Origin of the sequence: Microcoleus sp., from assembly GCF_041354475.1 — a bacterium.
In the GTDB taxonomy this organism is placed as follows: domain Bacteria; phylum Cyanobacteriota; class Cyanobacteriia; order Cyanobacteriales; family Microcoleaceae; genus Microcoleus.
On sequence record NZ_JBGJZU010000043.1, the window covers coordinates 12,876 to 34,692 of the forward strand.

The 21,817-nt window shown below is 44.4% G+C and carries 31 protein-coding genes and 1 pseudogene; 11 read left to right on the top strand and 21 right to left on the bottom strand.

Features of this window, described 5'->3' with window-relative positions; all coding sequences use genetic code 11:
* Positions 1 to 74: 74 nt before the first annotated feature.
* Genes ACBR23_RS16750 through ACBR23_RS16760 form a run of 3 tightly spaced genes read right to left on the bottom strand, consistent with a single transcriptional unit; the run spans position 75 to position 751 of the window.
* Positions 75 to 311, bottom strand: a complete 237-nt coding sequence (locus ACBR23_RS16750; protein ID WP_371119963.1) for a hypothetical protein — start codon at positions 309 to 311, stop codon at positions 75 to 77.
* A complete protein-coding gene (locus tag ACBR23_RS16755; protein ID WP_371119964.1) occupies positions 277 to 504 on the bottom strand; it encodes a hypothetical protein in 228 nt (75 codons plus the stop codon). The genes ACBR23_RS16750 and ACBR23_RS16755 overlap by 35 nt, the downstream gene beginning before the upstream one ends.
* Positions 494 to 751 (bottom strand): hypothetical protein, encoded by a 258-nt coding sequence (locus tag ACBR23_RS16760; protein ID WP_371119965.1) that lies wholly within the window; start codon positions 749 to 751, stop codon positions 494 to 496. Before ACBR23_RS16760 ends, ACBR23_RS16755 begins: the two co-directional genes overlap by 11 nt.
* 216 nt (positions 752 to 967) lie before the next feature.
* Here ACBR23_RS16760 and ACBR23_RS16765 point away from each other — a divergent pair, with 216 nt between their 5' ends.
* Positions 968 to 1,192 carry a DUF433 domain-containing protein gene (locus ACBR23_RS16765; protein WP_293207499.1) on the top strand — a complete coding sequence of 75 codons (225 nt, stop codon included), beginning with the start codon at positions 968 to 970 and terminating at the stop codon, positions 1,190 to 1,192.
* A gap of 63 nt (positions 1,193 to 1,255) precedes the next feature.
* Here the strand turns inward: ACBR23_RS16765 and ACBR23_RS16770 are convergent, their stop codons facing one another.
* From ACBR23_RS16770 to ACBR23_RS16785, 4 genes and pseudogenes are all read right to left on the bottom strand, one after another.
* Positions 1,256 to 1,519: a DUF4926 domain-containing protein gene (locus ACBR23_RS16770; protein WP_371119966.1), complete on the bottom strand. Its 264-nt coding sequence runs from the start codon at positions 1,517 to 1,519 to the stop codon at positions 1,256 to 1,258.
* On the bottom strand, positions 1,503 to 1,796 hold the full coding sequence (locus ACBR23_RS16775) for a hypothetical protein (RefSeq protein WP_371119967.1): 294 nt from the start codon (positions 1,794 to 1,796) through the stop codon (positions 1,503 to 1,505). Before ACBR23_RS16775 ends, ACBR23_RS16770 begins: the two co-directional genes overlap by 17 nt.
* Positions 1,747 to 2,118 (bottom strand): XisI protein, encoded by a 372-nt coding sequence (locus tag ACBR23_RS16780; RefSeq protein WP_371117340.1) that lies wholly within the window; start codon positions 2,116 to 2,118, stop codon positions 1,747 to 1,749. The genes ACBR23_RS16775 and ACBR23_RS16780 overlap by 50 nt, the downstream gene beginning before the upstream one ends.
* Positions 2,106 to 2,525: pseudogene (locus ACBR23_RS16785) on the bottom strand (element excision factor XisH family protein). Before ACBR23_RS16785 ends, ACBR23_RS16780 begins: the two are co-directional and overlap by 13 nt.
* Positions 2,526 to 2,874: 349 nt before the next feature.
* On the opposite strand from ACBR23_RS16785, the gene ACBR23_RS16790 reads away from it, so the two are divergent.
* From ACBR23_RS16790 to ACBR23_RS16805, 4 genes are all read left to right on the top strand, one after another.
* A complete protein-coding gene (locus ACBR23_RS16790) occupies positions 2,875 to 3,090 on the top strand; it encodes a hypothetical protein (protein ID WP_371119968.1) in 216 nt (71 codons plus the stop codon).
* Positions 3,087 to 3,263, top strand: a complete 177-nt coding sequence (locus ACBR23_RS16795; protein WP_341739290.1) for a hypothetical protein — start codon at positions 3,087 to 3,089, stop codon at positions 3,261 to 3,263. The genes ACBR23_RS16790 and ACBR23_RS16795 overlap by 4 nt, the downstream gene beginning before the upstream one ends.
* Positions 3,264 to 3,273: 10 nt before the next feature.
* Positions 3,274 to 3,660: a hypothetical protein gene (locus ACBR23_RS16800; RefSeq protein WP_371119969.1), complete on the top strand. Its 387-nt coding sequence runs from the start codon at positions 3,274 to 3,276 to the stop codon at positions 3,658 to 3,660.
* Between the two features lie 156 nt (positions 3,661 to 3,816).
* Positions 3,817 to 4,152: a hypothetical protein gene (locus tag ACBR23_RS16805; protein ID WP_371119970.1), complete on the top strand. Its 336-nt coding sequence runs from the start codon at positions 3,817 to 3,819 to the stop codon at positions 4,150 to 4,152.
* A gap of 136 nt (positions 4,153 to 4,288) precedes the next feature.
* Here ACBR23_RS16805 and ACBR23_RS16810 read toward each other — a convergent pair whose 3' ends face one another.
* The 12 genes from ACBR23_RS16810 to purM all read right to left on the bottom strand — a co-directional run bounded on the left by ACBR23_RS16810 (position 4,289) and on the right by purM (position 12,076).
* Entirely contained in the window at positions 4,289 to 4,687 is a 399-nt protein-coding gene (locus ACBR23_RS16810) for a PIN domain-containing protein (protein WP_371117335.1), read from the bottom strand.
* Positions 4,684 to 4,884, bottom strand: coding sequence for a type II toxin-antitoxin system VapB family antitoxin (locus ACBR23_RS16815; RefSeq protein WP_096828228.1), 201 nt, complete (start codon positions 4,882 to 4,884; stop codon positions 4,684 to 4,686). Before ACBR23_RS16815 ends, ACBR23_RS16810 begins: the two co-directional genes overlap by 4 nt.
* A 207-nt stretch (positions 4,885 to 5,091) precedes the next feature.
* Positions 5,092 to 5,355, bottom strand: a complete 264-nt coding sequence (locus ACBR23_RS16820; RefSeq protein WP_371119971.1) for a DUF4926 domain-containing protein — start codon at positions 5,353 to 5,355, stop codon at positions 5,092 to 5,094.
* A complete protein-coding gene (locus ACBR23_RS16825; protein WP_371119972.1) occupies positions 5,339 to 5,683 on the bottom strand; it encodes a DUF6883 domain-containing protein in 345 nt (114 codons plus the stop codon). The genes ACBR23_RS16820 and ACBR23_RS16825 overlap by 17 nt, the downstream gene beginning before the upstream one ends.
* A 62-nt stretch (positions 5,684 to 5,745) precedes the next feature.
* A complete protein-coding gene (locus tag ACBR23_RS16830; RefSeq protein ID WP_096828231.1) occupies positions 5,746 to 6,039 on the bottom strand; it encodes a DUF433 domain-containing protein in 294 nt (97 codons plus the stop codon).
* Positions 6,040 to 6,753: 714 nt separating this feature from the next.
* The gene (locus ACBR23_RS16835) at positions 6,754 to 6,918 is read right to left on the bottom strand and encodes a hypothetical protein (RefSeq protein ID WP_371117332.1); all 165 of its coding nucleotides are present in this window, start codon (positions 6,916 to 6,918) and stop codon (positions 6,754 to 6,756) included.
* A 28-nt stretch (positions 6,919 to 6,946) separates the two neighbouring features.
* Positions 6,947 to 7,174 (bottom strand): hypothetical protein, encoded by a 228-nt coding sequence (locus ACBR23_RS16840; RefSeq protein ID WP_371117331.1) that lies wholly within the window; start codon positions 7,172 to 7,174, stop codon positions 6,947 to 6,949.
* The gene (locus tag ACBR23_RS16845) at positions 7,164 to 7,421 is read right to left on the bottom strand and encodes a hypothetical protein (protein WP_371117330.1); all 258 of its coding nucleotides are present in this window, start codon (positions 7,419 to 7,421) and stop codon (positions 7,164 to 7,166) included. Before ACBR23_RS16845 ends, ACBR23_RS16840 begins: the two co-directional genes overlap by 11 nt.
* A 110-nt stretch (positions 7,422 to 7,531) precedes the next feature.
* Positions 7,532 to 8,020 (bottom strand): hypothetical protein, encoded by a 489-nt coding sequence (locus ACBR23_RS16850; RefSeq protein ID WP_371117329.1) that lies wholly within the window; start codon positions 8,018 to 8,020, stop codon positions 7,532 to 7,534.
* 122 nt (positions 8,021 to 8,142) lie between these two features.
* Positions 8,143 to 8,784, bottom strand: a complete 642-nt coding sequence (locus ACBR23_RS16855; protein WP_371117328.1) for a Uma2 family endonuclease — start codon at positions 8,782 to 8,784, stop codon at positions 8,143 to 8,145.
* 529 nt (positions 8,785 to 9,313) lie between these two features.
* A complete protein-coding gene (locus tag ACBR23_RS16860) occupies positions 9,314 to 10,837 on the bottom strand; it encodes a glycerophosphodiester phosphodiesterase family protein (RefSeq protein ID WP_371119973.1) in 1,524 nt (507 codons plus the stop codon).
* A 207-nt stretch (positions 10,838 to 11,044) separates the two neighbouring features.
* Positions 11,045 to 12,076 (bottom strand): phosphoribosylformylglycinamidine cyclo-ligase, encoded by a 1,032-nt coding sequence (gene purM / locus ACBR23_RS16865; RefSeq protein ID WP_371117325.1) that lies wholly within the window; start codon positions 12,074 to 12,076, stop codon positions 11,045 to 11,047.
* 508 nt (positions 12,077 to 12,584) lie between these two features.
* Here purM and ACBR23_RS16870 point away from each other — a divergent pair.
* From ACBR23_RS16870 to modB, 6 genes are all read left to right on the top strand, one after another.
* Positions 12,585 to 13,661: a septal ring lytic transglycosylase RlpA family protein gene (locus ACBR23_RS16870; RefSeq protein WP_341739304.1), complete on the top strand. Its 1,077-nt coding sequence runs from the start codon at positions 12,585 to 12,587 to the stop codon at positions 13,659 to 13,661.
* Between the two features lie 48 nt (positions 13,662 to 13,709).
* Positions 13,710 to 15,299 carry a bifunctional pantoate--beta-alanine ligase/(d)CMP kinase gene (locus ACBR23_RS16875; protein WP_371119975.1) on the top strand — a complete coding sequence of 530 codons (1,590 nt, stop codon included), beginning with the start codon at positions 13,710 to 13,712 and terminating at the stop codon, positions 15,297 to 15,299.
* A gap of 206 nt (positions 15,300 to 15,505) precedes the next feature.
* Positions 15,506 to 16,441, top strand: coding sequence for a polysaccharide deacetylase family protein (locus ACBR23_RS16880; protein WP_371119976.1), 936 nt, complete (start codon positions 15,506 to 15,508; stop codon positions 16,439 to 16,441).
* Positions 16,442 to 17,067: 626 nt separating this feature from the next.
* On the top strand, positions 17,068 to 17,553 hold the full coding sequence (locus tag ACBR23_RS16885) for an allophycocyanin (protein ID WP_371117321.1): 486 nt from the start codon (positions 17,068 to 17,070) through the stop codon (positions 17,551 to 17,553).
* A 409-nt stretch (positions 17,554 to 17,962) separates the two neighbouring features.
* Entirely contained in the window at positions 17,963 to 18,775 is an 813-nt protein-coding gene (gene modA / locus ACBR23_RS16890; protein WP_341740219.1) for a molybdate ABC transporter substrate-binding protein, read from the top strand.
* A gap of 10 nt (positions 18,776 to 18,785) precedes the next feature.
* Positions 18,786 to 20,633 carry a molybdate ABC transporter permease subunit gene (gene modB / locus ACBR23_RS16895; protein ID WP_371117320.1) on the top strand — a complete coding sequence of 616 codons (1,848 nt, stop codon included), beginning with the start codon at positions 18,786 to 18,788 and terminating at the stop codon, positions 20,631 to 20,633.
* Positions 20,634 to 20,700: 67 nt separating this feature from the next.
* On the opposite strand, the gene ACBR23_RS16900 is transcribed toward modB, so the two are convergent.
* Positions 20,701 to 20,874, bottom strand: a complete 174-nt coding sequence (locus ACBR23_RS16900; RefSeq protein WP_341740217.1) for a hypothetical protein — start codon at positions 20,872 to 20,874, stop codon at positions 20,701 to 20,703.
* A gap of 60 nt (positions 20,875 to 20,934) precedes the next feature.
* A complete protein-coding gene (gene mazG / locus ACBR23_RS16905) occupies positions 20,935 to 21,762 on the bottom strand; it encodes a nucleoside triphosphate pyrophosphohydrolase (RefSeq protein ID WP_371117319.1) in 828 nt (275 codons plus the stop codon).
* Between the last annotated feature and the right edge of the window lie 55 nt (positions 21,763 to 21,817).

Below are 21,817 nucleotides of genomic sequence, written 5' to 3' on the forward strand. Positions count from 1 at the left end.
AAGAACTCGTTTACAGGGGAGTGATCGTCCCTAGAGATTCATCTTTAGCTTGCGTAAGTCAGGCAAGTCGGCATCTATGAAGACTTGTCAAAGCTCGATCGCGATTTGTCAGCTTTGATTGCAGCTTTCCAAAGGGCGATCCCCTTATTTTCCAAAGTGCGATCGCCCTTTTCCCCCAAAATAACCAAAAGGGGCGATCGCCTTTCCCATCCCGAATCCCAAAGCGCGATCGCTCTTTCATCAATCAATAAAAACTTCTGAGTTTGAACTACGAGTCTAAACGTGGTAAGCACTAATCGCAACTTTTCCATCAGCACTGTAAATAGCTTCGATGCGTCTAAAAGTAGAATGATTCCACAATACTTTCAGGCGATTTCCCTGAGCCGGAGCCGTACCAATTTTACCGTAGCCTACTGTCAATAGAAGTAATTCAAACTCTGTAGAAGGCAAAGTTTTGGCAGTAATTTGAGTGATGCCATCAAGCTTATGCTTATCAAGGGTCATAGCTACCTTGATAAGTGCTGTAGATGCGGTAGCCCGGTAATACTAAAGCAATGCCAATTGGACTGTGAATAGTCCCTGGATAGCTTTCTTCGGGCTCGCTACCCCCAATCCGAATTTTAATAGCACCCAGCCAAATGTAGAGCCCTGGAATTAAAGTATCTAAACTATAGGCGATCGCCCGCATTTGAAGATCCGGGGGATTAATCGGTTTTAAATACTGTGGCTTTTCAGGTTGAGAAATGGACATGGCACTGATTCCCGTGCGGTATGGTGCAAAAGCGGTCTTGTTGAGTACATTTTAACATAACCTATAGTTTCATTTTTCAATTGTTAAGTTTATTTTACTATGTTCTCGCGATCGCCTTTCCCATCCCGAATCCCAAAGGGCGATCGCCTGTCATAAGTTAAAATATAAGTTGTCAGATTAGATAATATAACTTATCAGATTCAGAAAGGACAAGTTATGCCTGTAAACTGGAGAGAACATATCGTTAGTACCCCCGATGTACTGCGAGGTAAACCAAGAATCAAAGGGACTAGAATTCCCGTTGGCCTGATTTTAGGATATTTAGCATCAAATAACACTGTCGAACAAATCATGGACGAGTTTCCAGATATCGTCAAAGAACAGATAGCTGCTTGTCTTGATTATGCTCGCGATTTGTCAGATTTTGAAACAGTTGCCTAATGAGTTTAAGATTGTTCATCGATCAATGCGTTCCTTTATCGCACTTATATTCCCCTCACATTACTAAGCAACTGCAAGTTCATATTGCAGAACTAAAATTTCATCTGCTTTCAAAATAGCCATAGCATATTCAATCCCTTGACTATCAGAAAACTCCACTAAATACTGACATTCCTTTCCCGTATCATACACTTCAACAATAGTTCCCACCAGTCCTACTGGCAAACTAGAAACAGATTCGTATTCCGGTTCCACTAGCGTTAATCGCGTATTTGAAATCGGCTTGAGAATCGCCACAGAATCCAAAAGTCTAAAGTTTTTTATCATGGTTTAAAAAAGCTGAAATCAAACGAGGGTTAGAATTAGTCAAAGTAATTTCCCAGATTGTCCGAAGCTCAATCCCCGGTGTATCGGGTATCGTCCAATCAACTTTAAACTGTTGCCCAAAAAGAGTAAAAATTGATAGCGATCGCTCTTTTCCCCGAAATAACCATGCATGGCGATCGCCTTTCCCATGTCGAATCCCAAAGTGCGATCGCTCTTCCTCTCCAAATTTAACCCACTTGCAATAATTCTTGAGAGTGTATTGAATTTGGTACGCCATAAGCTGTATGAGCTCTTACTTCTGGCGGTTGAAGTCCTAAAACAATTAACTTAGGGGGAATGCCCGCTGCTACTAATTCTTCAGCGATCGAGCGATCGGTATTATTCGCTTGAATCCAAACTTGACCGTCGATAATATCCATGTGTATGACGCAATCGTGAATTCTTCTCCCCTGAAACCATCCCATCGAAAGTAACATATAGCGGTCGTTTTCTAAATCGAAAATTACTTGACTTTGTACCTCAGTTTCAGAATTCAAAAAACCTGAGTATTCATTAATAATTCCTTTGACAATCTGGCGGCAATCTGCTATGGTATCCATTTCACAATCTCCTCCATTTGTGGATTAAAAACAATCAACTTTAAATGATTATCTACCAATAAAATATCAGCAAATTTATCTTCAATAAAAAGCTCTTCAAAAGACATCACCGGCATAGCAAGATAGAGCGTTCTTTCCGGTTCAGTTTGTTCTAAAATTTTCTGATAAAGAATGTATTGTCCCAAAGCCTTCTCTAAATCTAAAATTTTAGAATCACTGATAAAACTTTTAACTTCAACAGCTATCTTAGACTGATTATTTTCAGCAGCAATCAGTTTTTATGCTCCTAGATCGACAAATAGTTTTCGCTTGGCCCATTTCACTAACAATGGGTCATGAGTAATTTTCCAGCCAGCTTTAACAAGTGCCTGTTTCACAACTGGATGATAGTAATCTTTTGCTGACACTGTTGCTCCTTTTGAACGATGTGAATATTAGAGATTTTTGTATAAACTTTTGAGTTAGTGTCATTTTACTATAGTTCAGCTTAGTCAACCATAGTTATATTACATTGTTAAGCTTATTTAACTATAGCTTGCGTAAGTCAGGCAAGTCGGCATCTATGAGGACTCGTCAAAGCTCGATCGCCTTTCCCATGCCGAATCCCAAAGGGCGATCGCTCCTTTGCATCCAGCTATCCCAAAAGCGATCGCCCTTTTTTTATTCACTCGCGCACATATTCAACTTGTTAACATGATAACATATCAGCAGAACAGGTGTACGATCGTGAGAATATAAAAATTGGAGGAAGCCTAAATGGGAAAAACTACAGAAGTGTCAGCGAAGCGACACGACCCAAATTACATACAGCTATCGGGAGATGTCCGAAAAGAACTAGGACTTCAGTTTAAAGCTGCGTGTACTCTCAAGCAGCTAAATATAGGAGAAGGGTTGGAAGAAGCAATAGAAATATGGTTCCAGGCTCAGCAAGCCCCCTCATCCAGCAAAAGCAGCAAAAAGGGGGACGAGTGAGAGATCCAGATCGGGAAAAAGAAGAGCTTGGCAATCCCATCAACGAACCCGTACAAGCGTATAACCTAAAAGAAGCGAAAAAGAAATGCCAACAGCTAGCAACTGAATATGAAGAATCTCTTGCAGATGTTCGTCCTGAAGGCAAAGCCTGGTTTCGCTGCTACTTTCAGTGAGGGAAAATACATGAAAATTAGAGAATCTCTTGGTCAAAGTGTATGGAATCATTCTGAGGGCTGGTGCTGCGAGCCTCTTGACCCCATACCGCCCGGTCATATTGCCCTGGCCGTTGAAGCGATCGATCTCGATCTTGTAGACTGGGATATCGAAGAAATTGGGGAAAAAGCAGGTTTTGATATTCAGTACAGATATACGGGGGTCAATGACCCGAAAGATGAATCTTTAGCTTGCGTAAGTCAGTTTGTCGGCATCTATGAAAACTTCTCAAAGCTCGATCGCGCTAGGTCAGCTTTGATTGCAGCAGGCATCCCCAGTCATTTATTCAAAATACTGACTTCCAACGATGACATCGATTTGAAGCCTGTAACGCAATACCTCAAAGCAGTTTCATAATGCCTTGAGTGTAGCGCAATTGTTTCTTTTTCCCAAGTGCGATCGCCCTTTTTTTCCGAAAGTGCGATCGCCCTATAATTTCAGCATGGCAACAACGGTCAAATTCAACACACGGTATAATTAAAAAATCAACATCAAATACAGTCAATTAATGCCATGATTGCTAATTTGCCCCTCAAACTGCCTCACTTACCCAACAGCTTACCCAGCGAAGGTTCTGTCCACATTGAATTAGTCAACGGACTCTTAATATTCAGCGCTTCTATTCAAACCCAGGAACGAATTCAAACTTTAACTGCTCAACAACAAGCATCAAATCTAACTTCCCAAGAACAAACAGAATTGGATGGATATCGAGAATTCATTAGCTATCTAAATTTGGTAAATGAAACCATGAAAAATACTTTTCTATATCCTTTGCGCGGCACAGTGATTGGCTATGATGAACCGTTTGAACCTGCGGTTTCGTTGAATGCCTTCACATCGATTTGAAGCCTGTAACGCAATACCTCAAAGCAGTCTCATAATGCTTTGGGTGTAGCGCAGTTGTTTCTTTTTCCCAAAGTGCGATCGCCCTTATTGTCCGAAAGTGCGATCGCCTCATATCAAGCTTTTACCCGTTACAAACTTATAGTAATATGACAGGAATGTGCGATCGGAAATTCTCAAAATCTTTATCAGTAGTGAAAATGCTGTAACCACGACGATGAGCAACAGCACATAGCAGAAAATCAGTATTTGAACCCTGAACGCCGTTACTGCGACAGGTATTGAAAAACTCTGCGGCTAACTCATAATCTTCAGTTGTTAGCTCTAAATCAGGAAAAGCACGAAGATACTCTTGCAATCGAGTAAACTGTTCCTTGTAGCGCACCCCAGAAAGCACCTCCTGACGAATAGCCCCCAGTAAAACAACTCGTCCATCTGCAATCAAATCGCGTAGGACTTTAACGATCGCGATCGCATCATTTGTTGTGTTGCGCCGCAATGCCAGCGACCAAACCGAACTATCAACAAGAACATTCATAAAGTTTGTCGCTGTTGCTTGTAGTTATAATCTTCATCGTATTCAATAGTACCAAACAATTCCAATATTTTTAATTGTTTGCGACGTTGGATGTACTCGCGTAAAGCTGCTTCGATTAATGTAGTAGGTGTTGGATGGTTACTCAAATCAAGGGCTTCTTGAAGAAGAGTTTTGTCAATTTCGAGCGTAGTTACCATGTATTTTCCTCGTGCAAGTAGGGTATAACACAATTGCCACCGAACAATGCTGTAATTTTAGTGTAGCACTGAAATTCCATCAATTGTGCGATCGCCCTTACGACAAAAAGGGCGATCGCTCCTTTCCATCCAGCTATCCCAAAAACGATCGCTCTTATTGTCCGAAAGTGCGATCGCGCTTATCGAACTTTTACTCCCCTCACATTACTAAGCAACTGCCAGTTCATATTGCAGAACTAAAATTTCATCTGCTTTCAAAATAGCCATAGCATATTCAATCCCTTGACTATCAGCAAACTCCACTAAATACTGACATTCCTTTCCCGTATCATACACTTCGACAATAGTACCCACAAGTCCTACTGGCAAACTAGAAACAGATTCGTATTCCGGTTCCACTAGAGTTAATCGCGTATTTGAAACCGGATTGAGAATCGCCACAGAATCCAAAAGTCTAAAGTTTTTTATCATGGTTTAAGAAAGCTGAAATCAAACGAGGGTTAGAATTAGTCCGAGTAATTTCCCAGATTGTCCGAAGCTCAATCCCCGCTGTATCGGGTACAGTCCAATCAACTTTAAACTGTTGCCCAAAATCAGTAGTATTTTCTTGGACAACTTCACCTTCAATGGCTGCTTTTTGAACAAGCTCTTGCAAAACTTCTGCATTATTAGCCGTGATTCCCAAAACCGATGCAAAGACTCTGGCTTTGTGTTTTCCGCGAGAATGCTCTGGATTTAAGCAGTAGCCGACTAGCTTTTGCAGAGAAACTTCAGCCCGATCGCCATTGGGTAGTTTCATTATAACTCCTGCTCACCCCCTAATTAGTTTCAATTTTTATTGTAAGGTAGTTACAAATAGTTTCACGGTTTTTTCATGGCAGCTTTCACAGCAGGATGAATCAATTCTTCAGGAATTCGATTGCGCTCAATATAAGTATTTATTTCTTCCTGGTTATCCAAATAAAAACTCAGTGCGTCAAAAATTTGAGCTAATTTCAGATGAGGTAAGTGCATCGGGATTTCTTCAGGAGTAATACCTAAACGCCACAATTCTACGATCGCACGAACAGAAGTTCTCGTCCCTGCGATAATTGGTTCCCCTTGCAAGATTTCAGGGTGACGTGCGACATAACGCGAAGCAGATTGTGTAGTCATGGGAGATTAACCGGACACATCGATCTTGATTATAACTTATGCTAAAACCCCGGCAGGCTAATTGTAGTTTAACATAACCTAATTTTTACTTTTCAAATGTTAAGCTTATTTAACTATAAAGCCTGGTTTCGCTACTACTTTGAGTGAGGGAAAATACATGAAAATTCGAGAATCAGTTGGTCAAAGCGTCTGGAACCATTCAGAGGGTTGGTGCTGCGAGCCTCTTGACCCCATACCGCCCAGTCCATTGGTGTCAACTTAAGCCTGAAAGCCCGCCCCGTGTCTGTTAGTCATCCCGCGAGTCCGACAGGGGTTAAAACCCCTGTCTCATAGCCAAAGTCAGTTGAAACTGACTGAAGATTTGTCCCAAACCAATACCTATCAACTCAACTAATTCTTCAGTCCTCTTTGAGAGGACTTGCGCTATGAGACAGGGGTTTCAACCCCTGTCGGACTATAAGTTTTACCTTAAGTTGACCCCATACCGCCCGGTCATATTGCCCTGGCTGTTGAGGCGATCGATCTTAATCTTGTAGACTGGGATATCGAATAAATTGGCGAAAAAGCGGGTTTTGATATTCAGTACAGATACACGGGAGTCAATGACCCGAAAGATGAATCTTTAGCTTGCGTAACTCAGTTTGTCGGCATCTATGAAGACTTCTCAAAGCTCGATCGCGATTTGTCAGCTTTGATTGCGGCCGGCATCCCGCGTCATTTATTCAAAATACTGACTTCCAACGATGACATCGATTTGAAACCTGTAACGCAATACCTCAAAGCAGTCTCATAATGCTTTGAGTGTAGCGCACTTGTTTCTTTTTCCCAAGTGCGATCGCCCTTATTGTCCGAAAGTGCGATCGCTCTTTCATCAATCAATAAAAACTTCTGAGTTTGAACTACAACTCTAAACGTGATAAGCAGTAATCGCAACTTTTCCATCAGCACTGTAAATAGCTTCGATGCGTCTAAAAGTAGAATGATTATACCACACTTTCAAGCGATTTCCCTGAGCCGGAGCCGTACCAATTTTACCGTAACCTGCTGTCAATAAAAGTAATTCAAACTCTGTAGAAGGCAAAGTTTTGGCAGTAATTTGAGTAATGCCGTCAAGCTTATGCTTATCAAGGGTCATAGCTACCTTGATAAGTGCTGTAGATGCGGTAGCCAGGGAATACTAAAGCAATGCCAATTGGACTGTGAATAGTCCCCGGATAGCTTTCTTCGGGCTCGCTACCCCCAATCCGAATTTTGAGCGCACCCAGCCAAATGTAGAGTCCTGGAATTAAACTATCTAAACTATAGGCGATCGCCCGCATTTGAAGATCCGGGGGATTAATCGGTTTTAAATACTGTGGCTTTTCAGGTTTGGAAATGGACATGGCACTAATCCCTAATTTACCGCACGTTTGAGAATTTGACCGACAACTCCGTACCTGTCGCCAACCAACCCATCGAGTTCGTGTTCAATTTGAATTCAAATTCGGGTCTTCTATACATTCTCTTCAATCGCGTAGCCTTGATTTCTACCCCACTCAATCCAAGCTGATGCCATCTGTTTTACTCTTCCCCTTTGTTCTGGTTTAATGGGATTTTCGCCCGTAATTGCACCCAAAGCCGACAACCAGTAAACAGGATTTTTTTTCAATTCTAATAGCAACAGTGGCACGATTTTAGTTCCCATATTAATAATTTCCTGATATGCCGGATACTGAGACATTTGGGCAGTTGAAGAAAGTCCAGCAACCTCTTTCTCCCAATCCGAGGCTAGTGCATAAAATTTGTCAACTATCTCAGGGGAAATTCCAGCTTTTTTGTTGAGGATATTTTGAGTAGTATTTTGTGAAGAAACTTCTTTCTGTGCAAGTAAATTTTCTATGCCTATTAAAACCAACTCTTCTATCGAGACATTTAAGTCGTTCGCGACTTGTTGTAATTTTAGTAGGCGCTCATCTGAAAGGGCGATCGCGATCGTGTTCATCTGAATTACAAACTAGCATGATGCCTTAAGTATAGTATCTGTAGGGTGCGTCGCCATCAAAAATCCCCAAAAAACAGCAACAATCTCACAGCGACGCACCCTACCCAATGTTTACTGTCATTCTAACGAGACATCAGTCGTTGTCGAAATTCCTTAACGGCTGCGAGGGAATTCGGATATCGGACATATTCTGCCAGCAATTCTATATCTAAATCAGGGAGGATTTCGCTGCGACTGATTTGCTCATAACCGCAGGTTTGGACAAATTGAACTGGAATTTCTTCTCGCAGGTAGTAGAGGCTAAAACGTTCATTTTGCCAAAACCAAACTTCTTTAACATTTAACCTTCTGTAAACTTCCAGTTTATTCAGGCCACCACTGGTAACAACAACCTCAATTGCCAAATCGGGAAATTCTTTGTCTGTACCAATGCAGTAAGCTTCATCGGGTTCTGTCCCGCCTCTTTTTTCCTCTTGCCGCAGGGTTGTAGAACCAAAGGGAAAATAGTCGATATCGGCTTCTAAAAAGTAAATGACTAAAAGGTCTCCAATCCGAGTTTTTCTGTTTTCATGGCGACGAGAAGGTGACATAATTTCTAAGGCTCCATCTAAATACGTGACTCGATATGCCGAACTATCACCATTTCTGGCGAGTAAGGTTTCATATTGTTCCCAGTTAACGCGATCGGTAATATAGCGGCATTCGGGATCTTGGCGTTGGAGTCCTTGTTGGTCAAGTAGAGCATTGATATCGCTTGTCAACATACTATTACCTCCTTTAGGTTGTCTTCATTGTAATTTAGTTAGGACTTACACATGGGCGACCAAAAACCCGGTTTCTACCTGAATATTTGTCGCAGAGATGCAGGATTTTTCTCAGAAACCGGGTTTTTTTGCCTTAGTTCTATTGGTGAATGCGATCGCGCTTTCTGAAAATCTCGTTAAAAAAATTCGCCTTAAAAAAGAAGGATTATCTATTGACAGGGCTAGGATTTTTATGGTATATTTTAGATAATGGGAGTGGTGACTAAAATAATTATTTTAGTCACCACTCCCATTATTAGATTGTACTTCATTGGCTGGGAAAAGTCAAGCTTTTTACCCTCAAAAAAAAGGCGATTTTTTTATCTCAATCAATTAAAATTAATCTACCCCATTACTATAGCAACCGTCAAGGTGGTTAAGACATAGTAATAGGGTGAGCGCTGCTGTGACGATATTTCTCCTAATTGGATGAGATGATAGCAGCGCCCATCCTACAAGAATTTTTCCTAACCGATTCGCCGAGTAAATCCTACAAACTCACGCCTTTTAGAGAGTCTACACTTGAGAAAGGATAAAGCCGTGCCGCTGCATTAAAAGCTGTATCGGGAAAATCGCTAAACACACCGTCTACACCTAATCGGTAAAATTGTTCGTACTCCAAAGCTGGATTACCGCCATACTCTGAAGCCACATAAGTAGGAGATTCATTGCGAAAAGTGTAAGGGTGAACTAATAACCCAGCCAGGTGAGCATCCGTGATTAAACTATTAGCGGGCTGTAATTTCTTGTCCGCACCTTCGACAACTATTGTCCGCTTCCAAGGCCCGATTCCGTCAGCATAGGTTTTGATTTCTGCTAACCCTTGGGTTGTCATTAAATCGCGGTAGGTACGCCGATCGCCACTCACGACAAAATCATAGGGTTTTTCTGCAAAGTCATCCATTAACTGCACCAGTGGCAAGTCTGTCAAACGATTTAACTCTTTGAGATTGCCCACTTCAAAGGATTGGATAAACACCGGATCTGTGCGTTTGGTATATCCATTAGCAGACAGCACTTGCACTAATCGCTGCTCTAAAGGCAAATTAACCGACTTAAAATAAGTCGGGTGTTTTGTCTCTGGATAAAGTCCAATTGTTCGCCCTTTTTCAGCACTTTTGCGCTTAGCTAGATCGATTACTTCTTGAAATGTAGGAACCTGGAATTGACCGTCAAATGCTGTCCCCCGCAACTCTGGCAAACGTTCCCGCGCCCGCAAAGTTTTGATTTCGGCTAAGGTCAAATCTTCTGTAAACCAACCTTCTACTTCTGCACCGTCAATTGTCTTTTTGCGTTTGCGATCGGCAAATTCCGGTCGTTTGGCAATATCAGTCGTCCCCGAAATTTCATTCTCGTGGCGGGCAATTAACACTCCATCTTTAGTGGAAACTAAGTCTGGTTCAATGAAATCTGCACCCATCTCGATCGCCAATTCATAGGAAGCTAAGGTATGCTCAGGGCGGTAGCCACTTGCGCCGCGATGTCCGATAATTAAGGGGCGGCGGGGCAGTTCAACAAAATTGCTTTGGTTAATAGTTGGCACTCCATTGATTGTTGCTAGCAATGTGCCGTCTCGGAGGCTAATTGCTGTATTTAGCCCGGTGCTAGTAATTAACAAGTCCGAGAATTGAAGTTGATTTTCTAAGGTTAAGCGATCGCCCGAACTAAAATCAGTAATAACATCAGCACCTTGAGTGCGACGCAACAAGAACGTATCATTTCCAGTGCCGCCAGTGAGAGTATCTAAACCTTTGTCTCCACTGAGAAAATCGTTCCCATCTCCACCTAGCAAGATATCATTACCTTGACCGCCAATCAGGGTGTCGTTGCCGCCACCACCAGACAGTGAATCATTACCAGAATTGCCATTAATTGCCTCTGAATCACTACTTCCGGTAATATTGTCGTTACCACCAAGGGCTGAAATCCCCCCCAATATTCCCTTGAGTGAGCCAGGAGTAACGGTGAAATTGTCATCGCTATTTGTCAGTAAAAAAAACTCAGTAACTGCCATGATTTTAATTTTCCTGATTGACTCAAAGATAATTACTTTGACTTTTTGTTGAAGTCACTCAAAAATTATCATGGCAAGATTAATTGATTACTATAAATTGCTTAATTTTTAGTAATGCAAAGGTAAAGTTTTGGGTGGGTACTGCTGGGAGGATATTTCTCTTAATTGGGTGGGATAATGGTAGCGCCCACCCAAAAAATATTTTTCCTAAGCGATTTGACAAGTGCTATGATTTTCATCAGAGTCAATAACTGCTCCGATCGCCCAAGCGGGAATATCCTGAGATTCAAACCATTGAATTGTGCGATCGACTGCGGTGCGATCGACCAACAGCACAAAACCAATGCCCATATTAAAAGTATGGAACATATCAACAGTGGCAACTTGGCCCGCTTGAGCAATCCACTCAAAAATCGGCAAATTGGGCCAGCTATTAGTGTCAATTTTGATAGATTGATTGGCTGCCAAACAGCGAGGCAAATTCTCCGGCAAACCGCCGCCAGTAATGTGGGCCATGCCGTGAATATCTAAACCACTGTTAATGGCTTCGAGAACTGGCTTTACATAAATGGTAGTGGGAGTTAAGAGGACTTCTCCTAAACTTTTGCCACCTAATTTTTCTGGCTGGGAATGCCAGTCAAAACCCAAATCGCCTGCAATTTTTCTGACCAAACTAAAACCGTTGCTGTGGACACCCGAACTAGCCAGCCCGATCGCCACATCTCCGACTGTAACCCGCGAACCGTCTAACAATTTGCTCTTTTCGACAATTCCGACGCAAAAGCCAGCCAAATCGTACTCTCCCGCTTGGTAAAAACCGGGCATTTCGGCTGTCTCCCCGCCCAACAGAGCACAGCCAGCTTGCTTGCAACCATCAACAATGCCAGCAACCACAGCAGCTAGTTGTTCGGGATTTAACTTTCCCGTCGCCAAATAATCGAGAAAAAATAGCGGTTCCGCCCCGGATGTGAGCACATCATTGACGCACATTGCCACCAAGTCGATACCTACGGTGTCGTGGCGATCGAGTTCGTGGGCCAATTTCAACTTAGTCCCGACGCCATCAGTCCCGGAAACCATAATCGGCTCTTTTAAACCCTCCGGGACGCTGAAAAACCCGCTAAACCCGCCGAATCCGCCTAAAACACCCGATCGGTGGGTGCTCTTCACCATACTGCCGATGCGCGAGACAAAAGCTCTGCCCGCCTCAACATCCACACCTGCTTCCCGATAGTCCATAAGTTCGCCTTAGTCGATTTCTAGTCTTTAGTTTATTGCCAAGTCTAGCGATTTGAGGTTTGAGATGGGAGATTTGAGATTTTAGCGTCCACAAAATATTTATAAATCTCTGTAAAGTTTTGTAAATTTTTGTAAATTTTTCAGGAATTGCGAAAAACTCTGCAAGCACTGTCATTAAAGCATTTTCTCAGAGAGTGAACTGTGAAGATCCGAGGAATTTTTGGCAAAATGCGTGGGAACAGCGATCCCCAAGCTCAAAAGTTTGTGGTAGTCTGTTGCAGTTCGTTAACAAAACACAAATTGCAAATTGAGTATGAGTTGTCAAGTGTCAGGGAAGTTGCAGCCAAAAAATTATTTGGCCCAAACACAAAAGCAAAAATGCAGCCCGACAGTTTGATTTGACTCGCGGGGGAACAGCGAAGGACAGGAGGGAAATCCCTAATGCCGATCGCCCATCAGGTCAATCCCCTAACCTCCGTTAGCAATGGCTCTTCACAAAAATGGACGTATGAAGGAAAAATTTGTTGGTAGTCTACTAGCTGTCCTCTTAGTTCCTGCGGTAGGAACGGCATCATCTTGTCACGCACAAGCAACTGATACTTCCAGGCAAAACTTTCAGGAAAACAAGCAAGTAGTTTTGACCCAACCGTCCCCGCAGTTAAACACGACTCGGGTCGAAGCAGAAAAAGTTGGACAATATCAGTACCAAGCAAGAGCTGACATTGAACAAAACTCGATCGCCAAAATTCAGTCCCACGAATTGGAAGGGCGACAAGCAGCGACAGTATACGTGCGGAACATTCCAGTCATCACATTTCTGAACACGAGTCCAGAAGCGAATACCAAAAAGACAGAGACTGGCAAAAGTTCTGTAAATGCCACCAGTCAGTTGAAAGTAGTCGGCCAGAGAGAAAATGGGTCTGACACCAAAAAGTCCAGCAATTCCAGCGCCCAAGAAACCGACCCTGTGTGGCGGGCGTCAAGCTTAGCAGCAAGACTCAATCAGTTGGCGCGCAACAACGTTGACCCAAACAGCATTACCGTCAAGTGGGAAAAAGGCAATCGCTACCTGATCCAGGCAAACGGCGAGGACTTGGTAAACATTAACGCCGAAACCATCCTCCCGGATACCACCAGCGACTTCAGCCTAGATGCCTTACAAGCAACCAATCGCCTCCGCAGGCTCCTGGGTAACGCCCCACCGCTCCAAGAAGTGATCGGCAAGCCCCAACCTGAAAGCCCGGTGCTTTCCCTAGGCCCAGTTCAAGTTCGGATCAATGGCTGGGCATCCTGGTACGGCCCAGGCTTTGACGGCAACCTCAGCGCCAGTGGCGAGCGATTCAACCAAAATGATTTGACCGCAGCCCACCGGAACTTGCCCTTCGGAACTCTACTAATGGTAAGAAATCTCGACAACGGCCGTACCGTCGTCGTCCGCATCAATGACCGAGGCCCCTATGTGGGCGATCGAGTGATTGACTTGTCCGCAGGCGCAGCCAGCGTGCTCGGCATGATGGGCAGTGGCGTAGCTCCGGTGGAAATTGAAGTCATAGCACCAAAGCCACGAGCAACTGTTGGACGTTAAACCCTACTGTAAGGCACAATACAGACGAATGCCTTCAGGAGTGTATCCGTGCGCCTGTTTACTACCATTGCAGCCCTACGCTGCTACTTAAATTCACAAAAATCTGTAGCATCCCATGTACAAATCGGTTTAGTGCCGACGATGGGGTCTTTGCACAGCGGGCATTTGAGCTTGATCCAGCGGGCCAGACAAGAAAATGCGATCGTCGTGGTCAGCATTTTTGTCAACCCGCTGCAATTTGGGCCCAAGGAGGATTTTCAAGACTATCCTCGCAATTTGGAGCAAGACCGGCTGCTATGCCAAGAAGCTGGAGTTGATGTAATTTTTGCTCCCTCAGAACTGGAAATGTTTGGGGATTCGGGCATCGAGACAGGCAACTCAGGAGCCCAGACTCCTGCGGTGACAATGATTGACCTTTCATCCTTGACTCAAGTTGTCCCACCACGGGCGATGACATCGGTTTTGTGTGGCAAGTCCAGGCCTGGTCATTTTCAGGGTGTAGCAGCCATCGTCACTAAACTTTTGAGTTTGGTGCAGCCGACAAGAGCTTATTTTGGTCAAAAAGACGCCCAGCAAGTAGCAATTATCCGAAAACTGGTCGCAGATTTTAACTTGCCTGTAGAGATTATTGCTTGTCCGATCGCCCGTGAAGCTTCGGGACTAGCCCTGAGTTCTCGCAATCAATATTTAACACCAGAGCAAAAACAGCAAGCTGGCATACTCTACCGCGCTCTACAGCAAGGGTGGAAAACCTTCTGTGGGGGCGATCGCACTGCGGAGGCGACACTGGCGGCGGTCAAAGCAGAATTTGCCCTTGAGCCATCAGTCTCCCTAGAGTATGCTGAACTGGTCAATCCCGACACTCTCGCACCCTTGGCAGTTGTGGAAACGGCGGGACTTTTAGCCGTGGCAGCCAGAATCGGCTCTACTCGGTTGATTGACAATATAATTATCAGGAATCGTCGGCCAATTGTGGCGATCGACGGACCAGCGGGCGCTGGCAAATCTACAGTTACCAGACAAGTCGCCCAAGCTCTGGGTCTGTGTTATCTAGATACAGGGGCGATGTATCGAGCTGTGACGTGGCTGGTGATGACTACCAACACTGCCATGGGCGACGAATTGGCGATCGCCGAATTAGTCAATTCCAGTTATTTAGAATACAACATTGACCCTTCATCTTTGACATTAAAGATTAACGGCGAAGACGTCACCGAGGCAATTCGCAGTTTGGAGGTGACAGCCCGCGTCTCGGAAATTGCGGCTGTGCCCGCCGTGCGACAATTTTTGGTGAAACAGCAGCGGCTTTGCGGCAAAACAGGCGGAATTGTGGCAGAAGGTCGTGATATAGGTACTAATGTGTTTCCCGATGCGGAACTGAAGATTTTTTTAACCGCTTCGGTACAAGAGCGATCGCGCCGACGGCTATTACAACTCAATGATACCGAGCGGGCTAAAACCAGTTTGGAACAGTTGGAACGGGACATCGCCCTGCGAGACGAAAAGGATAGTACCCGCGAGGTGTCACCTTTGCGTAAAGCGGCTGATGCTGTGGAAATTCAAACAGACGGTTTGAGTATTGCCGAAGCGATCGATCGGATTGTCGGGTTATACAAAGAGAGGATAGGGAATAGTTAATAGTCTTTGGGAATTGGGAATTGGGAATTGGGATTAGAGAATTGTCAACATACCTCACCGTCCTTGGATCGGCATTGGTTCCTGGACGCTTTAATAACCCAATTTCTCCGCCAGAACTCCTCCCAATCCCCCATTCCTAATTCTCCATTCCCCATTCCCACTTAAAATCTAAAAGTAACTCTGTAAGGTGTCAAGGAGATAAAAACGTGAAAAACTTCAAACGGCTGTTTAGGCGGCGAAAAACTTTGATCGTTGCTTTTATAGCCGCCTTGGGTAGTTTTGTAATGGGCGTGACGTTGCCGATGAACTCGCGAGGAAATCAGCCAGCGTCGCTATCGCAGGCGCAACTGGTGACAGCATCCCAGTCACAAGTACAACAGTCGAAATCTATTGTTAATAATTTGAAACAGTCGATCGCCGAGAGAGTAGAGTTTTCCGAAAACACTCTAGATCGGTTGCAGAAAGTCCGTTTTAACTCTTCCCTACCGTCCAAGTTTAAGGGTACAACCCTGCGTCAGGCAAAACTAGACTCCCGACAAAAGGCGATCGCCCTGACATTTGACGACGGTCCTTGGCCGACAACAACTGTACAAATCCTCGATATTCTCAAACAGAACAATATTAAAGGGACTTTCTTCTGGGTGGGAAGATACCTACAAGTTTATCCAGAACTAGGCAAAAAAGTTGCTCAGGCTGGTCATGCGATCGGCAACCACACTTGGAACCACCAATACATTAAGTATAACGAAGAGGGTGCCGCGCGCGAGATCGATCGCACGACCTCGTTAATTGAGGAATTAACAGGCATCAGAACCTATATGTTCCGCCCACCGGGAGGTATTTTAAACAATGGATTAGCAGCTTATGCTCAAAAGAAAAATTATACAGTTGTGATGTGGTCTGCTGATTCTTTAGATTGGCGCACTGCTACGCAATCCTTGATGGAAAATGTGATGCGGCAGGCAAATTCCGGCGGTATTGTCCTGATGCACGACGGCGGTGGTAATCGATCCAGGACTGTGGAAGCTTTGCCCAATATTATTGCTAAATTAAAAAAAGAAGGGTACACATTTGTAACAGTTCCAGAATTGTTGGAGATGGAAGCAAAAAACTTGAAACAGCAGCAAACAGCACAGAAATAACCAAATGGGAAAAAAGTATACGAAATTTCACCTTCAGGCTATTTGAGTGGCTAGAGGGATAGTTGAATGCGATGCAGGCTCAGCTTCGCCTAAGTGTCCCGTTATCAGCTTGGTGAGCCATAATCCCTCGCCCTTGGAGGTGGGGAGATTCAAAAAGGATAGCTTTTTAGATTTGCTCACAGGTAGTCGTGGTAGAATTCACTATGGTACTGCAAGATCTGTGTTTCGGACTGGAGTAGGTCGAGCGGCATCAAGCTCAATCGCAAGCTGTATTTCTACTTTTGAAACCCTTGCTCCTCAAGTTAAGCTTCGATCGGGGAGATTTCCCTCGATGAAGCCTGTGCGATATGCTATGGGGGCGAAGCAGCGAAAACTCGTCCAACAGTCCAAATGTCTGCCGACATTCAAACTCTCGATCGCAGTTTGTGAATTGTTCCCACAGTACCTTGGGGCACAAGGAAACTGGCTTAGTTACTAAGCATCACGCTTGGGGAGATTTGCCCACTACTTCTAGTGTCGATCGATGTTAGAAGCAAGGTAAGTCATTGAACCAAGAATCTCATCTTTAAGGGATGAGAATGTCAATTAATGTTACTCTCAAATATCCTCAAAAATTTGAATAACAAATGAGCGTAGTTAGCCAATTAATTCTCCAAGCCGACGACGAACTTCGTTATCCGAGTACCGGCGAACTTCAAAGTATCAATGATTTTTTTAAAACGGGGGAACAGCGGGTACGCATTGCTACTGCGCTTTCTGACAGTGAAAGAAAAATTGTTGATGAAGCTAGCAAAAAACTCTGGAAAAAACGCCCTGATTTTATTTCCCCTGGAGGTAATGCTTACGGTCAACGGGAACGGGCTTTGTGTCTGCGTGACTACGGCTGGTATTTGCGCCTGATTACCTATGGTATTTTGGCTGGAGACAAGGAACCCATCGAAAGCATCGGTTTGATTGGGGTTCGGGAAATGTACAATTCTCTGGGCGTTCCAGTTCCAGGGATGGCGGAAGCAATCCGCTGTTTGAAGGAAGCTTCTTTGGCTTTGCTCAATCAGGAGGATGCGAAGGAAGCTGCTCCTTATTTTGATTATATCGCTCAGGCAATGTCTTAATTGCTTTTTTGGCAGAGGTGGCGGAGCATTTACGTGATTTTGGGGTGAATTTGTCTCGCAATTGCTCGTAAATGTTTCGCTTCTGTTTTGTTGGCAAAGCGTGCTGAATTTCTATATTGTTAGCTGTTTTGAAATGGAAATCTTTACGAGTATCAGCTACTTTTTTATGCTGTTTGCCTAATTTGACAAGGGATTTTATATGACCACCCCGTCAGGGGATTAATTATGACTGCGTTCAATCCGACATTCCGCGATCGCCAGAATCAGTTAAGGTGGCATATGTAGGATGTGCTTTCATTAGTATCTTTATTCATCGATTATTATGAAAAAACGTCTAATATCGTTTTCGGCTGCATCGGAATGATTTAACCTTACTAGAACGCAGAGAACACAGAGGGAGATAAGAGAGATGAATAATTCCGATGTTACCGGATTTGATATAATTACTTTTTTCAGCAGTCTGCTTGTCACCCTCATACTGTCTGCTGGTTTAAATATAGTTTCGTCCCTACCAGCAGAGGCTCAATCGACAACACTTTTAATTGGGGCTGCCGCGAGTTTGCAGAATGCGCTAGAGGAACTCGATCCCATTTTTGAGAAAGCCAATTCTGGTGTCGCTGTCAACTACAATTTTGCAGCATCAGGCCCTTTGCAACAGCAAATTGCACAGGGTGCACCCGTCGATGTCTTTATTTCTGCTGCAACTTTGCAGATGGACAAACTGCAAAACGAAAATCTAATCCTGAACGATACCCGCCACAATCTCTTGACCAATAATCTGGTTTTGATCGTGCCTAATAACTCCGCTTTGGGATTAACTAACTTTCGCCAGTTAACCAATTCTAATGTTAGGAAAATTTCCATCGGTGAGCCGCGCAGTGTTCCTGCTGGACGGTATGCCGCAGAATTATTCAGTAAATTGGGAATAACCGAGCAAGTGCGCTCAAAGTTGGTTTACGGCAACTCAGTTCGCAGCGTCTTGGGTGCGGTGGAAAGCGGTAATGCTGATGCAGGAGTTGTTTATGTGACAGATGCAAAAATTTCAAATCAAGTTAAGCAAGTCGCAACGGCACCGAGTAACTTACACTCACCGATTGTTTATCCCATCGCAGTCATTAAGGCAAGTCGAAATCAGCAATCTGCCCGCGCTTACGTTCAATTTTTAAGAACAAGACAAACTCAAGACATCTTCAAGAAATACGGATTTGGAATAGCTGAATGAGGCTGCTGCTATGTCTACGGATCTATCCCCCCTCTGGATTTCTCTCAAAACGGCTGAAATTGCAACCATTGCCACATTTTTTCTCGGTACTGCTGCGGCTTATTGGATGTTGGGCTATCGCGGTAGATGGAAATCATTGATTGAAGTAATTCTAATTTCGCCGCTGATTTTGCCACCTACTGTGGTGGGTTTTTTACTGCTGTTACTATTTGGCAGAAATGGTCCGATCGGACACTTGATGCAGCAATTTGACTTGACGATTATCTTTACTTGGTATGCCGCAGTAGTGGCGGCAACGGTTGTTTCATTTCCCCTGATGTACAAAACAGCATTGGGGGCGTTTGAACAAATAGACAGTAGTTTACTGCAAGTAGCCAGAACTTTGGGAGCTTCTCAAAGGCGCGTTTTTTTTCAGATTCTATTGCCCTTGGCTGCACCCGGACTTGTGGCAGGAATTACCCTCGCATTTGCACGAGCATTGGGAGAATTTGGAGCAACCTTAATGCTGGCGGGCAATATTCCCGGACAAACGCAAACCATGCCGATGGCTATCTATTTTGCGGTGGAAGCTGGAGAAATGAATGAGGCTTGGTTCTGGGCAATTTCTATTTTAATGCTCTCGCTGTCGGGAATAATAGCTGTGAACCTTTGGCAGCAGCGCTACGAACGCAAAAGACAGCAAATGCAAGCAGGGATGCTCGAAGCAAATGAGCCTGTAAATCGGGGCGGAAAACGCACGCAGCCGGCTCGTTTAGGGCATTCCATACAACGGCAACTGCCAACTTCAACTGCCGGATTGCTCGTCGATATTAAACAACAATTATCGAACTTTCAACTCGACACGGCTTTTACAGCACAGCAAGAAACTTTAGGGATACTCGGCGGATCGGGTTCGGGTAAAAGCATGACTCTCCGCTGTATTGCCGGTGTGGATACGCCTGGGAAAGGGCGAATAGTCTTGAATGGCCGATCGCTCTTTGATTCTGACAAAAACATTAACCTACCCAGCCACAAAAGAAATGTGAGTTTGGTGTTTCAAAATTATGCGCTGTTTCCCCACATGACAGTTGCTCAAAATATTGCCTTTGGGTTGCAGCATCTGCCAAAAGCAATGTGTCAGCAGCGAGTCGATCGACAGTTGGCTGGAGTGCAAATGCAGGGGTTGGGCGATCGCTATCCGCACCAACTTTCGGGGGGACAACAACAGCGGGTAGCGCTAGCGAGGGCCTTAGCAACTGAACCGGAATTGCTGCTGTTGGACGAGCCTTTTTCAGCGCTAGATACCTATCTCCGCAGTCAAATGGAGCGGCAGCTTGTGGAAAATTTAGCAACTTACCGCGGCATTACGTTATTTGTGACTCACAACCTGGAGGAGGCTTACCGAATTTGTGAAAATCTGATGGTGATGTCGGCGGGAAAAGCGATCGCCTATAACTCGAAACATCAGATTTTTGAGCATCCAAAAACGGTTCGCATTGCTCAACTTACTGGTTGTAAAAACTTTTCCCGTGCGGTGGTGCAGGGATCGAATTTAGTAGCAGCAACCGATTGGGGAATTACTTTGCAAGCGCTAGAAGCCCTGGACGATCGGTTCACCGATATTGGCATTCGCGCCCACCAAATTAGCATCACTAGCAATCCCGATCTTGATAATACCTATCCTTGTTGGTTGGCTGCCACCAGCGAAACGCCGCACCGGATGACGCTGTTTCTCAAATTCAACGGAATACCCGCAGGCGGACAGGATTACCACGTGCAAGCCGAAGTCTTTAAAGAAAACTGGCACGACATCAAAGATCGGCCTTTTCCCTGGTACGTGCGGCTCGATCCCGCCCGGTTGATATTGATGGTTGACTGATAGATAAAGCCAAGCTGTTACTCCCAGAGAACCTACGAACAGGAGAGCAACAATAGTCCTATAAAATTTACTGTTTCGGTGAAACTTCAGGATACAAACCCAATTCTTTACTTAATTGCCGCGCCAAGAAAATTAGAAACTTTGCACCATCCTGATTATCTTGATGCGCCATCATGGTTGCCAGTTGCATTAATGTTTTTACCAATCCCCCATCCATCAACTCCGGCTGACTGTCCAACACTTCTGGTTCTTGTCCGCTGGGACACTTGAGAAGTCGATCGATTAAGTTAAAGTTTTGATATTAGACATCGCCTGTTTGTTTAGCCACAATTTTTTTAGCTTGCTGCCAAATTGCCTCTAACTCTGCCACCGGATAATCAGATAAAGGTCGATCGCACTTAGCTTCAACTAAGGCAAACCGATCCACAAACCGCTGATTTGTCCCCTGCAAAGCAGCCGACGGGTCTAAACCATACCAGCGAGCCAATTGGATTAACACAAACATAATATCTCCCAATTCCGACTCCTGGGCTGCTTTATCCTCATGTTTGAGCGCGTGTTCAAATTCAGCCATTTCTTCGTGAAATTTATCCCAAACACCATCCACAGTGTCCCAATCAAAACTCGCTTCCGCAGCTTTTTGAGAGATTTTCATCCCGGCGGCGATCGGAGGCAAAGTGCTGGCATAACGGCTCATTTTCGATGCGAAAGTTGCTGGTTTTTCAGCAGTTTCGCCTTTTTCGGCGGCTTTGATTTTTTCCCAGTTTTCGTTGACTTCATCGACGCTGTTGATTTCGACATCGCCGAAGACGTGGGGATGTCGCCGAATTAGTTTTTCTGTAATCCCATTGGCGATTTCTGCGAGGGTAAATTGATTGGAGTCGCTGGCAATTTGAGCTTGGAGGACTACTTGTAATAGTAAGTCGCCCAATTCTTCGGCGATCGCATCTTGGTCTTGGCGACGAATGGCATCGACAGTTTCGTAAGCTTCTTCAATAATATGGGGAATGAGAGTTTGGGGTGTTTGGGCTAAATCCCAGGGACATCCGCCCTTGGGGTCGCGCAATTTTGCTACAACTTCGATTAACTGTGCTAGTGCTATGAGCGATCGACTTTGAGAATCAGACATGATCGTAATTTACCTGTAAGAGCAACCTTCAAAGGCGCCGAGGACGTTGTTATTG